Source organism: Mucilaginibacter sp. P5_A6 (assembly GCF_056400585.1).
Map to the genome: position 1 here is coordinate 233,809 of NZ_JBFUKZ010000007.1, position 14,079 is coordinate 247,887.

Consider the following 14,079-nt stretch of genomic DNA (forward strand, 5'->3'; position numbering starts at 1 on the left):
TTATAACGAATATTCATTTATCAAATTAATGACTGAAAAACCTAAAAAAAAGCAATCGGCGGCGCTGGGCTTTATATTTGTTACGCTGTTTATTGATGTGCTTGGTTTAGGAGTTATTATTCCTGTAATGCCTAAGTTACTGGAAACTTTGGGGCATGTGGATGTAAGCACGGCTACCCAATATAGTGGTTATTTAACCTTCACGTATGCTTCCATGCAGTTTCTGTTCTCGTCGATATTGGGTAATTTGAGCGACCAGTATGGCCGGCGGCCCATATTGTTAAGTTCATTACTTGGTTTTGGTATCGATTATATTTTTATGGCCTTTGCCCCTACCATAGGCTGGCTTTTTCTTGGGCGAACCATAGCAGGCATTACCGGCGCAAGTACCTCAACAGCAACCGCCTACATTGCCGATATCAGCACGGGAAAAAACCGTGCGGCTAATTTTGGTTTAGTTGGCGCAGCATCGGGTCTGGGCTTCATTTTAGGTATTGGTTTGGGTGCATACCTAGGCGAACTAAATGTTAAACTCCCCTTCATGGCGGCGGCGGCTTTTGCCTTGGTTAATGCCGGTTACGGATACTTTGTACTGCCGGAGTCATTAAGCCTTAAAAACAGGCGCAGGTTTGAGTGGAAAAAATCAAACCCCATAAGTTCATTGCGCAGCCTTACCAAATACCCTGCCCTTAGTGGATTGGTTGGGGCATTTGCATTGGTTTATGTGGCACAAAAAGCTGTTGAATATGTGCTATCCTTTTTTTTAATAGAGAAGTTTAACTGGACGCTACCCAGCATCGGAACTCTGGGTATCTTTATTGGCGTGGTACTGGTAGCCATACAAGGTGGATTGATAAGATGGACCATACCCAAATTTGGGCAGGAAAAAAATATAGTAGCCGGCTTGCTGTTTTATACCATCGGCTTAACCCTTATCGCTTTTGTAAGCCGGGGCTGGATGATGTACCTGTATATGATCCCTTACTGCCTTGGCGGCATTTCCGGACCGGCCTTACAGGGGCTTATCACGGGCACAGTATCCCCTAAAGAGCAGGGCGAACTGCAAGGCTCATTAACCAGTTTAACCAGTATGGCGGTCATTATCGGGCCTTTGCTGATGAGTTCGGTATTCCACCTGTTTACACACCGTGGTATAAGTATATACTTTCCGGGCGCACCATATATCCTTGGGGCGGTTTTAATGCTGATCAGTGTATTCCTGGCGATAAGGAGTTTTAAGAAAGTGCCTGCTGCAAAGGCAACAACAGTAAAAACCGCCTAATCCAACCCGCTTACCCCGCCCGATATCACAAATTTCATTATGTCGGCAGCGCTTTTATCAATGGGTTTTACCTTGCTGGCATCTATAATAATCACCTGCCCGGCAAACGAATAGGAATACGGAAAATATACAGCCACCTCGCCAGGTAAACCTAAAACCGAAAGATCCTTTTGAACCAAGAATCCAATTTTTTTAAGGCCAAATTCATTTATTTCAACCAAAACAGGTTCGTTAAATTTCTTTTCTTCGCCAACAAAAGCTTCGGTCAGGTCTTTTATCGATGAGTACAGGAACGCGAAAATGGGCAAACGGTTAAACCAGCGTTTAAACCATCGTTTTATAGGATCGGTAATTACGTTGGTAACCAGTATGCCAGCCACCATGATCACAACCACCACATTTAAAATACCCAGGCCGGGAATGTAAAGGTGCTTTCCAGATTTATCAACCAACAGATCGCTTAAATTTAATGCTTTATCAATTGTTGATACCCCCCAGTACATCAAAAAAATTGCTGCACCTATGGGCACAACCACCAATAATCCCTTTGCAAAATATGTGACTAAAACCCGCGCAAATCTGTTCATAAATGCCTCATTATTTCTACTCGTAAAAGTACACCCTTTTTACCCGTTGCGAAACATTAGTTAATATTTCATAAGGGATAGTGCCTATTTGCTTCGCCAGTTCCTCAATGCGCTGGTGCTGCCCGTCGAATATAATTACCTCATCGCCTTCCTGTACATCAATACTGGTTACATCAAGCATACACATATCCATGGTGATGTTACCAACTGTTGGCACCAACCTGCCTTTCACGAGCATTTTACCTATGCCGTTGCCAAATGCGCGCAGGTAGCCATCGGCATAACCAATGCGAACCGTGGCTATTTTTCCGTCTTTTGTTAATTTACCGCTCCTGCCATAGCTGATGGTATCTCCGCCTTTGATTTTTTTTACCTGGGCTATACTTGTTTTTAAACTGGCAATGGGCTGCAAGGCATTATCCGCAGCAGGTACTGCCGAATCAATTCCGTATAAGCCAATCCCCAGCCTAACCATATCATATTGCGCAGATGGCCAGCGAATGATGCCCGCAGTATTACATAAGTGCTTAATCACCTTATAATTCAGCGTTTTCTCTATCTCTTTAAAAGCTTTTTCAAAGCGTTTTACCTGGGTTTTGGTAAATTCATCATGCTTTGCCGCTTCGCTTGCCACCAGGTGTGAAAATACCGACTGGATACGGATATAGCGGTTCTCTTCCAGCATATCGCAAAGGGTTTCAATATCATGATTTTCGAAACCGAGGCGGTGCATCCCTGTATCTATTTTGATATGTACCGGGTAATTGATAATATTTCGGCCTAAGGCATATCCTACAAAATCATCAAGCAAACCAAAACTATATATTACCGGTTCCAGTTTATACTCCGTAAGTTTATCAAACGCCGAAACTTCGGGATTAAGCACCATTACCGGCAGGTTAATTCCTGCTTGCCGCAGGGCAACGCCCTCATCAATATAAGCCACTGCCAAATAATCAACCTTATTGTATTGCAGCATATTGGCTACCTCAAAAGTGCCGCTGCCATAGCTGAATGCCTTCACCATGGCCATTATCTTTACGCCTGGTTTTAATTTAGATTTATAAAAATTAAGGTTATTGAGCAACGTATTCAGGTTGATCTCCAGCACAGTTTCATGGGCCTTCTGCGCCAATACCCTGCTGATCCGCTCAAACTCAAAACTGCGCGAGCCTTTGATCAGGATGGTTTCTTCTTTAAAATCAAGTTGTTTCAGTTGCTGCAGCATTGTTGCGGTATCCTTAAAAAAGTGCTGCTCTGCTATATTGAAATAGGCTTGATGGACCATTAACGCCTCCCCCACTCCAATAAATTTATCAACCTCTTTACTACTGATAAGATCTGCCACGTGGTGATACAACACGTCCTGTTGTAAGCCAGACTGATAGATATCTGACAGGATAAGGGTCTTTTTTTGGTGTTGATTTTGCTGCCCCAGGAAATTAAGCGCTATCTCCAACGATTGCAGATCAGAATTGTAGGAGTCGTCAATTACCGAACAGTTGTTTACCCCGTTCTTTAGCTCCAGGCGCATACTAACCGGGGTAAGGCGCTCTATCCGCTTATCGGCTTCAACCGCGCTATAACCCAGCGCCAGCAGGGTTGCCCAGCAAACAATGGCATTTTCTATAGATGCCTGGTCGGAAAAAGGGATCAGACATTCTATTTCCCGGTTTTGGTAATAAGCCCGCATATAATAGTTTTTTGAAATCGCGGTCTCGCTAAAAACATACAAATCGGCCTGGTTAAATTTGCGGCTCCAGGTAAATGTTTCTTTGGCTGTAATATCAGCCTGGTAATCCATCAGTTGATCGTAATTATAAATAAGCTTTTCACAGTTTTTAAACAGCTGCAGCTTTTCAAGTATTTTTTGTCGCAGATTACTAAAACCCTCATCATGCGCGGTGCCAATATGGGTTAGTACGCCTACCTGGGGCTTAATAATGGCCTCAAGCCTATCCATTTCGTCAATGGTAGAAATACCTGCCTCAAAAATACCCAGATCGTTCCGGCTGGTTATTTGCCATACCGAAAGCGGCACGCCAATTTGGGAATTATAGCTTTTGGGGTTGCGTACAATATTCTTATCGGCTACCAGCAACTGGTACAGCCATTCTTTCACTATAGTTTTACCGTTGCTCCCGGTTATGCCTATCACCTGCAGATTAAACTTGTTACGATGGTAAGTGGCTAAAGCCTGCAAAGCGACTAAAGGATTGCCCACTATTAAAAAATTGGCCCCGGGCAGGTTAAACTCCGGGCCATGCTCTACCACAAAATTACGCACACCGGCGGCATAGGCCTCGGCAACAAACTCATGCCCGTTACGCCTGCCGCTTAAAGCAAAAAACAAACCTTCAGCAGGATTATTTATCCGCCGGCTATCGGTAAACAGTATACTAATTATATATTCCTTTACAATATTACCGCCGGCATTAATAATTTCCTTTACCTGGGTTATGGGGTATTGGTTGCTAAACATGGTACGAATTTGCTTATATTAATCTAACAATAGAAGATTTTTTAACGAATTTTGGTTTCTGATGGATGGCCCTAAAAAAATCAAGATCACCGACCCTAAAGCAGCGCTGGCTAAAGCCGAACATTTTTGTGCCTACCAGGAACGATCTCAACAGGAAGTACGCGACAGGCTTTATGAATGGGGATTATGGCCCGACGCTGTTGAGCAAGTAATAAGCCAGCTGATAGAAGGTAACTTTTTAAACGAAGACCGCTTTGCCAAAGCCTATACAAAGGGCAAGTTTAGCCAGAAAGCCTGGGGCAGGATAAAGATAAAACAAGGCCTTAAACTAAAGCGGGTACCCGATATACTGATAAAAAAAGCACTTTTAACCATTGATTCGGATGATTATCTGGCTGCCTTAACAAGGTTATTGGATAAAAAGGCTAACACACTCACCGAAAAAAATCAACTTAAGCGCCGGTATAAACTTCAACAGTACGCCATGAGCCGGGGATACGAGGCCGACATCATTGCTGACGTTTTGAAAGCCAGCGACTTATAAACTATTTAAAAAAAAGTGAAAATTTTCCTTGCAGAGTATGCTTTTCTGTCTATATTTGCACTCCCGCAAACGAGATAGGCAAACGGTTAACCGCAAAGCAACTCAAAGCAGGAAAAACACCAATGCGAAAGTAGCTCAGTTGGTAGAGCACGACCTTGCCAAGGTCGGGGTCGCGAGTTCGAATCTCGTCTTTCGCTCAAAGCCCTTCCATCAAAAGAAGGGTTTTATTTTTAAAAGGTTACTCACCTGCTCAGATGGTGGAACTGGTAGACACGCAGGACTTAAAATCCTGTTCCCGTAAACGGAGTGCGGGTTCGATTCCCGCTCTGAGTACAAAAGCACAGGCAAAGTGCTTCAAAAAGCCCTTAAATCAATGATTTAGGGGCTTTTTTAGTTATAAAGCCCCCCAAAAGATGGATCAGTCCGAAAAGTTGGGGGATTATGAAATAAGTATTTATTTTGTGGGAGAATAATCGCAAACAAAGAACCCTTGCCAAACGCGTACGAAACCTTAATTAGTCTATTATTACCTCCGGGTAAACAGTTTAAGCCGTTCGGTATACTATTCGGTAGCTGTTGAGAAACCGGGCGGCGGGTCAATCAAATCCGGCGCTGCAAGTTCTATCGGTTTTGCATCACGCAGGAAATACAAGTAATCCAATTCCGTGGACTGAATAGTGGCTTTTATCTTATCGGCCTGAATTTTGTAAACCTTTGGAGTTTGTGCCGCGGCTGAAAAAAAAAGCTGGCGATAGATGCGGTTAGAAAAATCGTTTTGCTGTTCATTTAATTAGCCCTTTTATACCTTTTACAGTTGGTGTTACTCGTTTAATACTTCCGTCTGCGTTAAATTCCAATTTGTCGATACATACCTCTCTGTGAAAACCAGCAGCATCGCCCATCGTAATACCCTTGGGGCGGTTAAAACGATGATAAATGATATACCATTCGTCTTTACCGGGGATCTGAATTACCGCATTATGGCCCGTGCCGTAAATGGCATTATCCGGATCTTTAGCCAAGACAAGGTTATCTGTCCGGAACAGTGATCGGACCAAGCGCCGAATCGGATGTACCGTACCTTACCTTATAATTTTCACTGCGGGTGTCGTCCTCAGACCACATAAAATAATACTTGCCTTTTCGATAAAAAACTTCGGAGCCTTCGCGAAAAGCTTGATTGGGTGTCATTATTTTGATCGAGGATGTATCTATGGAAAGCATATCTTCATGAAGCCTTGCACCCGCCATATAACCATTGCCCCAGTATAAATAACTCTCGTTTGTCTTAGGGTCGGTAAACACATCCGGATCTATCTGTTGTCCGTTTACGCCAGCCGGATGTTTAGTGATAAGCGGATGGCCACTATCCTTAAATGGTCCCGCCGGGTTATCCGGGGTAGCCACACCTACTTTTTGAGCGGCGCAGAAATAGTAAAAGTATTTGTATTGGCCGTCGATTTTCTTCTCGGCTATGGTTGGCGCCCAGGCATTTCGGTTTGCCCAGTTAACGTCTTTTAAAAGATCAAGAATAATACCTTCGTCTTTCCAGTTGACCAAGTCGCTTGACGAAAAAGCTTTAAAATAAGTGCCACTCCAGCCTGTAAAGCCATCGCTGGTTGGATAAATGTAATACTTACCAGTTTTCTTTGAATATAATATCTCAGGATCAGCATATTCTCCCTTCAAAACCGGGTTATGATCGTCTGCCGCGCCCCATTTGGCCAACAATCGTTGCAGTTCTTTTGCAGTGATGGGAAGCACCGTGCCGTGTCTTGGATGAAAATCCATGGTGACATCCTGGTCTACTACTTTGAAATTCTCCAAGTCACTACTGCGTGTGAACTGGTAGCGGCCTTTAGTATATACATCGTACATTAAGATATAATCATTGCCCTCATTTAATTTGAAAACCCCCGATCCCTCTACCGGATCCGTTGTTTGCTGCAGGTATTTATCCTGCAATACGTACCCCTCGGTCAAATTGGCTGAAACGGCCTTTTTAATACCATTACCTGCCCCCTCTGTTTTAAAGAACAGGTTATATTTGCCGTCCTTTAAAATAATATCTGCGTCAATACATGAACTGTTAGCAGGGCTAAAAAAAAGTTGCTTAGGTTCGCCTTCCAGGCCGGTGAAATCTTTATTGGCGTAAGCATAATAAATAACGTCAGCCTGTTTGCCAAACCTCATGGACCAATACAGCATATATTTTTTTTGCTGCGGATCATAGATCGTCTGCGGTGCCCAGACCCGGTTAACACCGAGGAATTTTTTAAATATAGCAGGTATATCAACGATCTTAGAAGTCCAGTTAATCAGATCGGTAGACTTAAGCATGACCATAGCGGTGTTGGGTCCCCAGCCATTTTTTGCAACCTGCATATCTGTCGCCACCATAAAAAATGTCTTACCATCGTCACCTCTTAAGATATGTGGATCGCGTACGCCACCAGTCGAACTAATTGTTACTGAATTAAGTACAGGTGCGTCATTATTTAACGCTCTATAATGGTAACCGTCATTACTAATGGCGAAATGTATTGCTTCTTCCGACTTGCCGTTTCCCGTAAAATAGGTAAATAGATAGGCGATTTTCTTTTGCGCCACAACTGCCGGCATCAACATGACTATCATTAATGCGGTTAGAAGAAACTGGCGTTTGCATGGTACTTTTTTCATTGGTCCGTATATAGATGGTTTATCTCAAACTAAATGAATATTGAAGCCATTTTTATAAATCTTTTATCGTTGGTTTTGTAATACTTCATTTTTTATTTCTGCCCCTAAAATTGCGTTACAATCCAACCGGCAAAATATCCAATTGCCAGATTTAGAAGCGAAATAATAAAAAAGGAGCCTAAAGTGAGGCCGATTACCTTAGCTTTCGAAGTATTGTTGAAGAACTGGGAATAACACCAGCACATTAAAACGAGTAGAAAACCCTGTTGAACTATGCCATATTGGAGAGTTAAAGCGTTACCGAAAATATAAACAATGGGAAAAATGAGCAGGCTGACAATTAAAAACAATCCCATTAAGTATGTATTCAAAACGAGGTGCTCTGCAAGATTATATTTCCGTTTTTTAAAAATGACATAGGAAACCATGGTGCTGGTTATGATCAGGATCAGACCGTCAAAAGCAAAATGCTCAGTTATCCAGGTAATGATTTTCCCGGAAGCACTGGTTATGTCGTTTCTGGGGTCAATTAGACTCGCGTGAAGCCGGTCGAAAATTAAGTAATGCCAGAGTAATCCATAAAAAGTGGCAAGCACAATAGCAAAGGATAGTGGCTGAAAATGCCTGACTCTTTTTCCTTCCAAAAACTCGCGGATAGTGTGGCCGGGGCTTGTCAGAAGCTGCTTAGCAGTGTACAAAACCCCTTTATCAAAATGAAGCAGCCCATGTTGCAGATCATGCAAAATAAAATGCATGGTCAGTTTGTGGGTGTCTGCCCGTTGTCCACAACTACTACAAAAATTACCCGATACCTGGCCACCGCAATTTTTGCAAATGATCGTAGTATTTATTTTATGACCAGTTTTTTTTAGCGTTTTTCCCATTTGCTTTCTTTGATAAGCTTTGAGCTACAATGCTTAAACTTACGATTTTGTATTGAGTTAATTAATGGTCACATCCGGTAAACACCGGTTCTTTGTATCCATGATCGAATATGAATCATCTTTATTTTCAGGAAAGTAATGTACCCATTTTCTTTGCGATCAGTCCTGCCGCATACGCAGGGTTCAAGCGATAAAGGAGGTCCAACATTTTAGCATCCTTGCCCACTAACACCCGGTAACGGTTTTGCTCCATCCCCTCGATAATCATCGCCGCTGCCTTATCGGCAGAAAGAACCTTCTGCGCCCCTTCTGCAGATGAGGACATTCGGTCAGAAAGGCCCGAATTGGACATGATATTGGTGCTAACACCGCCGGGAAATACTACAGTCACTCTTACATTCGTCCCCGACAATTCGGAATGAAGTCCTTCTGTCAGCAATTTTACAGCTGCCTTGGATGCGCCGTAAATGGTTTGGCCCGGGACCGGTAAAAACCCACCCATGCTGGATATGTCGACAATATGCGCTTCAGGCCTGGTAAGCAGGTGTGGCAGAAAAGTCTTGATCAAATAAAGTGTACCGTAGAAGTTGATATTCATTACCCGTTCTATCACCTCGTAGCTCAGGTCATTTACCTTTATAAATGGCTGAATGATACCGGCATTGTTTATAATACCATCCACCGCACCGAACTTGCTTATCACTTTCTCTAATAAGCCTTCCACCCCCGCTCTATCGGTAATATCGGTCACAAACAGGCTTAAATTTACATTCCCGTCACCCGCCAATGCTGCAGTTTCCTGCAAAGTCTTTTCGTTGATGTCTATCGCAGCTACTTTTGCGCCTTTTGCCAGCAGGTTCAGTACGAGTTCGCGGCCCATACCGCTGCCGCCTCCCGTAACTATTATCGTTTTGTTCTCAACTTTCATTTTCGTTATTCCTGATTTTTGCTTTTAAGTTCAGCAACGGCCATTGGAGGCATCAGCACCCTGTTAACTTTTTCAACGATAGTTCTTCTATTCAATGTAAACGATGTAGTTTGTTTAATATCCTCGCTGGAAGCGCCGATCTTTACTTCATATCGTCCTGGATCCGCGACCCAGGCCGATTGGTCTGTGTTGAACGAAGCAAGGTCTTTAGCATTGATAGTAAAAGTGAGTGTCTGCGATTCTCCTGGTTTTAATGATCCGGTTTTAGCAAACCCCTTCAATTCTTCCGCAGGTTTATCCAAATCTCCTTTGGGTGCTTTCAGGTAAACCTGTACAACTTCTTTTCCGGCAACTTTTCCTGTATTTTTTACGTCAACACTTATCGCGATCCTGCCGGTGAATGAAGTTGAACTCAATTTGAGATTGCTATAGGTAAAATTGGTATAAGATAAACCATAACCAAATTCATAGGCTGGTTTCACCTTAAAGGTGTTATAATAGCGATAACCTACATAAATACCTTCTTCATAAACCACTTTTCTTTTTATGGTCGAATCATCTTTTACTTCAATACCGGGAAAGTTCTTCACCGATGGAACATCGGCATAAGATATAGGAAACGTTTGCGCCAGTTTACCGGAAGGATTTACTTTGCCACTAAGTAAATCTGTTATAGCGTTTCCCGCTTCAAGACCTGGCTGCCAGGCGAGCAATATGGCGTCCGGGTTGCTTTTCCAACTGGCTGTTTCTATAACCCCGCCGATATTAAGTACTACAACAACCTTTTTTGCTTTGGCATGAAATGCCTTGCAAATAGTGTTTATCGAAGCTGATTCCATCGCTGAAAGATTAAAATCGTTATCCAGTTTTCTGTCTTCACCCTCTCCCGAGTTGCGCCCAACTGTAAAAATCGCTATATCATATTTCCCAGCCATTTCTTCAGCCAGCGAGTCTGTTACAGGCATTTCAGACGCACGTTTTTTGCCACCCATTATGTTCGCGATCATATCGCCACCTTTGGGAGCATTTTCCGTCATATAGGTCTTGTATTTTTCTTTCAGGGATTCGTCGGTCACATAACCGGCATTCTTCAAACCTTCTATTAAATTTACGGAATAAGCTACGGCAACATACCCGCTTCCTGAACCCCCTATGTACGCCTGGTATGAAGTATTTCCAAACAGGGCAACACTTTTTGTTTTTTCGGTAAACGGAAGCGCGCTATCGGTGTTTTTCAGTAAGATCATTCCCTCGGTAGCTGCCTTTCGCGACATTGCAGCATTTGCTACTGTATTAGGCTTATTTGAATACTTGTAGTTTTTGAAACGGGGAGTTTTGACAATAAGGTTAAGGATATCTTCAACATTTCTGTCTAATACTTCTTCAGCCAATTTGCCATCTTTAACAGCTTGGATTATGGTGCTAACCTGGTTAGGGCCGGGCATTAGCAGATCGTTACCTGCTTTCATCTGAGCAACCGCGTCTTTTCCGGCACCCCAATCACTCATCACAAGCCCGTTGTAGCCCCACTCTTTTCTTAATACTGTAGTTAGCAGATCGTAGTTTTCGGATGTGTATTTTCCGTTTAGTAAATTGTAGGAGGACATGACGGTCCATGGGTGTGATTCCCTGGATGCGACCCTGAAACCTTCAAGATATATCTCGCGAAGAGCCCGTTGGCTTACAATCGTATTTACGGTTTGCCGGTCAGTTTCCTGATTGTTCGCAGCAAAATGTTTTATGGATACGCCTACACCCTGCGACTGTATGCCGTTTACCATGGCGGCAGCTATGGTGCCTGATAACAATGGATCTTCAGAATAGTATTCGAAATTCCTGCCGCATAACGGATTTCGCTGTATGTTCATACCAGGTGCGAGCAATATATCGACCCCATATTCCAATACATCATTTCCAAATGCCTGCCCGGTCTTAAAGATCAGGTCTTTATCCCAACTTGATGCTAACAGCGTACCTACCGGGAACGCCGTGCATTCATACTTCTGCCCCCCAAAGCCCCCTATCATGCGTAAACCTGCCGGGCCATCGTTTACTACGATACAGGGTATGCCCAGCCTTGGTATCGCAATCGTGTTTCCGGCAGTACCTGGTACGGGATTAACCGTATTTGCTGCCAAAGTACCCGGCTGTGCAACCATGCCAGCAAACATTTTATTCTTCCTCATCGCAGGAGGGATATTGAGTCCTCCACCCACAACCAACGAGGCTTTTTCCTCAAGCCTCATAGCGGCAATCACTTCCTTTACAGAAGACTTTCCCAACTGTGGCAACTTTGTCAATTGCTGTCCCCGAACTGATAACGAAAACCCGTAGACGCATAAAAGCAAGAGGATATTGGGTGATAATTTTTTTGATGGTATCATTTTTTTAATTTTTTAATTCATTGATGGTGACCTGTGGAACAATTGCTTTATGATCCTTTTCAACGATCAACATTTTAGCTAATGCAAATGACTTAGTCATTCTGATATCCTCGCTCGAAGCCCCGATCTTTACGATATACTTTCCGGCATCAGCTATCCAACTTGACTTTTCAGTATTAAAAGAAGCAAGGTTTTTAGGATCAATTGTAAAAGTGAGTGTTTGGGAGGCACCAGGCTGAAGTAACCTTGTTTTGCCAAATCCCTTCAATTCCTCTGACGGTTTGTCCAATGTTTTATTCGGGGCGCTTAAATAAAGTTGCACAACCTCTTTACCCGCAACTTTTCCGGAATTGGTGACAGTAACTGTAGCAGTTAGTTTTTTGCTGAAGGTAGCCGCACTCAATTTTAGATTACTGTAGGCAAATCTGGTATAGCTTAGGCCATAGCCAAACGGATACGAGGTCTTTAAACTGAACGTATTAAAATACCGGTAGCCCACATATATTCCTTCGTCGTATATACTTTCAACCGGGCGGTTAGCGGGTGTACCCGGAAAACTTTTTGCAGATGGCTCATCTTCATATTTAACCGGGAAAGTTGTTGCCAACTTGCCTGATGGATCAACCGCTCCGCTCAAAACATCGGCAATAGCGTTTCCCGCTTCCAGTCCGGGTTGCCAGGCTAATAAAATGGCATCAACATTTTTGCTCCAGCTTTCCATTTCTATGGCGCCACCAATATTCAATACAACTATTAGCTTTTTCCCTTTGGCATGGAAAGCATCACCCACAGCTTTTAGTTGTGTTTTCTCGGCTTCCGAAAGATAAAAATCTTCCACTTTTCGGTCAGCGCCTTCACCTGCGTTCCGCCTGATGGTAAAAATACCGATATCATCCTGGTCTGCTGCTGAGCTGATATCTGTCGCTCTTAATTCAGGCTCCGGCACCAAATGCGGGCTACCCAATACCATATTTTTTTCGGGGTGCGTTTTCAGGTCAGCTTTGATCTGGGCAACGTAAATCGTTTTCAAAGCCGAATCGGGCAAATAGCCGATTTGGGAAAGGCCTTTTTCAAGAGCAACAGTGTAAGCTACCACAACGGCTCCGCTTCCTGTTCCACCAATCACCGGTTTGTAAGATCCGATGCCAAACAATGCTACTTTCTGGCTTTTGTTTAGCGGAAGAGCGGAATTGTCATTTTTCAATAGCACCATGCCGTCTGCTGCCGCATTCCTGGATAAGGTTGCGTGTGACTTAAGATCGGGGGTGTTAGAATATTGATATTTTCTGAACGAAGGAGTTTTAAGGATGTACAATAATACCCGCTCCACATTTTGATCGAGCACTTTGACGTCTAACGTTCCATTTTTTACGGCGTCAATAATAGCTTGTTGCTGCCCGGGTGTACCTGGCTCAAGCAGGTCATTTCCGGCTTTCATTTGAGCAACAGGATCTTTACCGCCGAACCAGTCCGTCATTACCATGCCCTTAAATCCCCATTCTTCACGTAGTATCTTGGTCAGTAAGTCATTGCTTTCAGAAGTATACGTTCCATTGATTTTATTATAGGAACTCATCACCGTCATTGGCTGCGACCGCTTAACAGCGATCTCAAAACTTCGCAAGTATAATTCCCTAAGCGCCCGCTCACTGATGATTGCATTTACCGCATTACGGTTGCTCTCCTGGTTGTTGGCTGCAAAATGCTTTATAGAGGTTCCTACCCCGTTTGATTGGATGCCATTTACCATAGCCGCAGCCATATATCCGGAAACATAGGGGTCCTCCGAAAAATATTCGAAGTTGCGGCCATTCAATGGGTTGCGCTGAATGTTCATGCCTGGTGCCAGGATCACATCTACGCCATACTCTCTAATTTCATTACCAAATCCTACGCCAACCTTTTTAACCAAAGCCGTGTCCCATGAAGAAGCCAGTAAGGTGCCAACCGGCCAGGCCGTCGCATAATACGATTTCGTACTGTCACCTTTGCGAAAAGGATCGATACGAACTCCGGCAGGCCCGTCAGAAAGAACCGTACCCGGAATGCCGAAACGATTAATGCTCATGGTATTTCCAGCAGCACCCGGTACACGTCCGTCCGCTTCTCCAATGACAGTGCCGTGGCCCTGGAAGCGCATGCCGGTTCCGGCGACTACAGACGCTTTTTCCTCAAGTGTCATTAACTTAACGATCTCGCTAACCGGGGCATGCCCCAGTTGGGGTAACTTTTTCTGTGAAAATGCGGTATGGCCAACCAATAAAAAGGCAACGGCAATAACTTGACGAAACTGTACAGTCTTCATG

At 43.6% G+C, this 14,079-nt stretch carries 10 protein-coding genes and 2 tRNA genes; 4 read left to right on the forward strand and 8 right to left on the reverse strand.

Annotation, left to right across the window (positions count from 1 at the left end; all coding sequences use genetic code 11):
• The first annotated feature begins 28 nt into the window (after positions 1 to 28).
• Positions 29 to 1,282, forward strand: coding sequence for a TCR/Tet family MFS transporter (locus tag AC1DO4_RS10110; RefSeq protein ID WP_477415388.1), 1,254 nt, complete (start codon positions 29 to 31; stop codon positions 1,280 to 1,282).
• Here the strand turns inward: AC1DO4_RS10110 and AC1DO4_RS10115 are convergent.
• On the reverse strand, positions 1,279 to 1,869 hold the full coding sequence (locus AC1DO4_RS10115) for a DUF502 domain-containing protein (protein ID WP_477415390.1): 591 nt from the start codon (positions 1,867 to 1,869) through the stop codon (positions 1,279 to 1,281). The genes AC1DO4_RS10110 and AC1DO4_RS10115 overlap by 4 nt on opposite strands.
• 16 nt (positions 1,870 to 1,885) lie before the next feature.
• Positions 1,886 to 4,351: a bifunctional UDP-N-acetylmuramoyl-tripeptide:D-alanyl-D-alanine ligase/alanine racemase gene (locus AC1DO4_RS10120; protein ID WP_477415392.1), complete on the reverse strand. Its 2,466-nt coding sequence runs from the start codon at positions 4,349 to 4,351 to the stop codon at positions 1,886 to 1,888.
• Positions 4,352 to 4,412: 61 nt separating this feature from the next.
• Here AC1DO4_RS10120 and AC1DO4_RS10125 point away from each other — a divergent pair, with 61 nt between their 5' ends.
• The 3 genes from AC1DO4_RS10125 to AC1DO4_RS10135 all read left to right on the forward strand — a co-directional run bounded on the left by AC1DO4_RS10125 (position 4,413) and on the right by AC1DO4_RS10135 (position 5,228).
• Entirely contained in the window at positions 4,413 to 4,895 is a 483-nt protein-coding gene (locus AC1DO4_RS10125; protein ID WP_477415394.1) for a regulatory protein RecX, read from the forward strand.
• A gap of 124 nt (positions 4,896 to 5,019) precedes the next feature.
• Positions 5,020 to 5,092 (forward strand) — tRNA-Gly (locus tag AC1DO4_RS10130).
• Positions 5,093 to 5,143: 51 nt separating this feature from the next.
• Positions 5,144 to 5,228 (forward strand) — tRNA-Leu (locus AC1DO4_RS10135).
• Between the two features lie 449 nt (positions 5,229 to 5,677).
• Here the strand turns inward: AC1DO4_RS10135 and AC1DO4_RS10140 are convergent.
• The 6 genes from AC1DO4_RS10140 to AC1DO4_RS10165 form a co-directional block, all read right to left on the reverse strand.
• Positions 5,678 to 5,917: a family 43 glycosylhydrolase gene (locus AC1DO4_RS10140; protein WP_477415396.1), complete on the reverse strand. Its 240-nt coding sequence runs from the start codon at positions 5,915 to 5,917 to the stop codon at positions 5,678 to 5,680.
• A 7-nt stretch (positions 5,918 to 5,924) separates the two neighbouring features.
• Entirely contained in the window at positions 5,925 to 7,577 is a 1,653-nt protein-coding gene (locus AC1DO4_RS10145; RefSeq protein WP_477415398.1) for a family 43 glycosylhydrolase, read from the reverse strand.
• A gap of 104 nt (positions 7,578 to 7,681) precedes the next feature.
• Positions 7,682 to 8,461 carry a DUF3667 domain-containing protein gene (locus tag AC1DO4_RS10150; protein WP_477415400.1) on the reverse strand — a complete coding sequence of 260 codons (780 nt, stop codon included), beginning with the start codon at positions 8,459 to 8,461 and terminating at the stop codon, positions 7,682 to 7,684.
• 127 nt (positions 8,462 to 8,588) lie between these two features.
• Positions 8,589 to 9,389: an SDR family NAD(P)-dependent oxidoreductase gene (locus AC1DO4_RS10155; RefSeq protein WP_477415402.1), complete on the reverse strand. Its 801-nt coding sequence runs from the start codon at positions 9,387 to 9,389 to the stop codon at positions 8,589 to 8,591.
• Between the two features lie 5 nt (positions 9,390 to 9,394).
• The gene (locus tag AC1DO4_RS10160) at positions 9,395 to 11,773 is read right to left on the reverse strand and encodes a glycoside hydrolase family 3 C-terminal domain-containing protein (RefSeq protein ID WP_477415405.1); all 2,379 of its coding nucleotides are present in this window, start codon (positions 11,771 to 11,773) and stop codon (positions 9,395 to 9,397) included.
• Positions 11,774 to 11,777: 4 nt separating this feature from the next.
• The gene (locus AC1DO4_RS10165; protein WP_477415407.1) at positions 11,778 to 14,078 is read right to left on the reverse strand and encodes a beta-glucosidase; all 2,301 of its coding nucleotides are present in this window, start codon (positions 14,076 to 14,078) and stop codon (positions 11,778 to 11,780) included.
• Position 14,079: the final 1 nt, after the last annotated feature.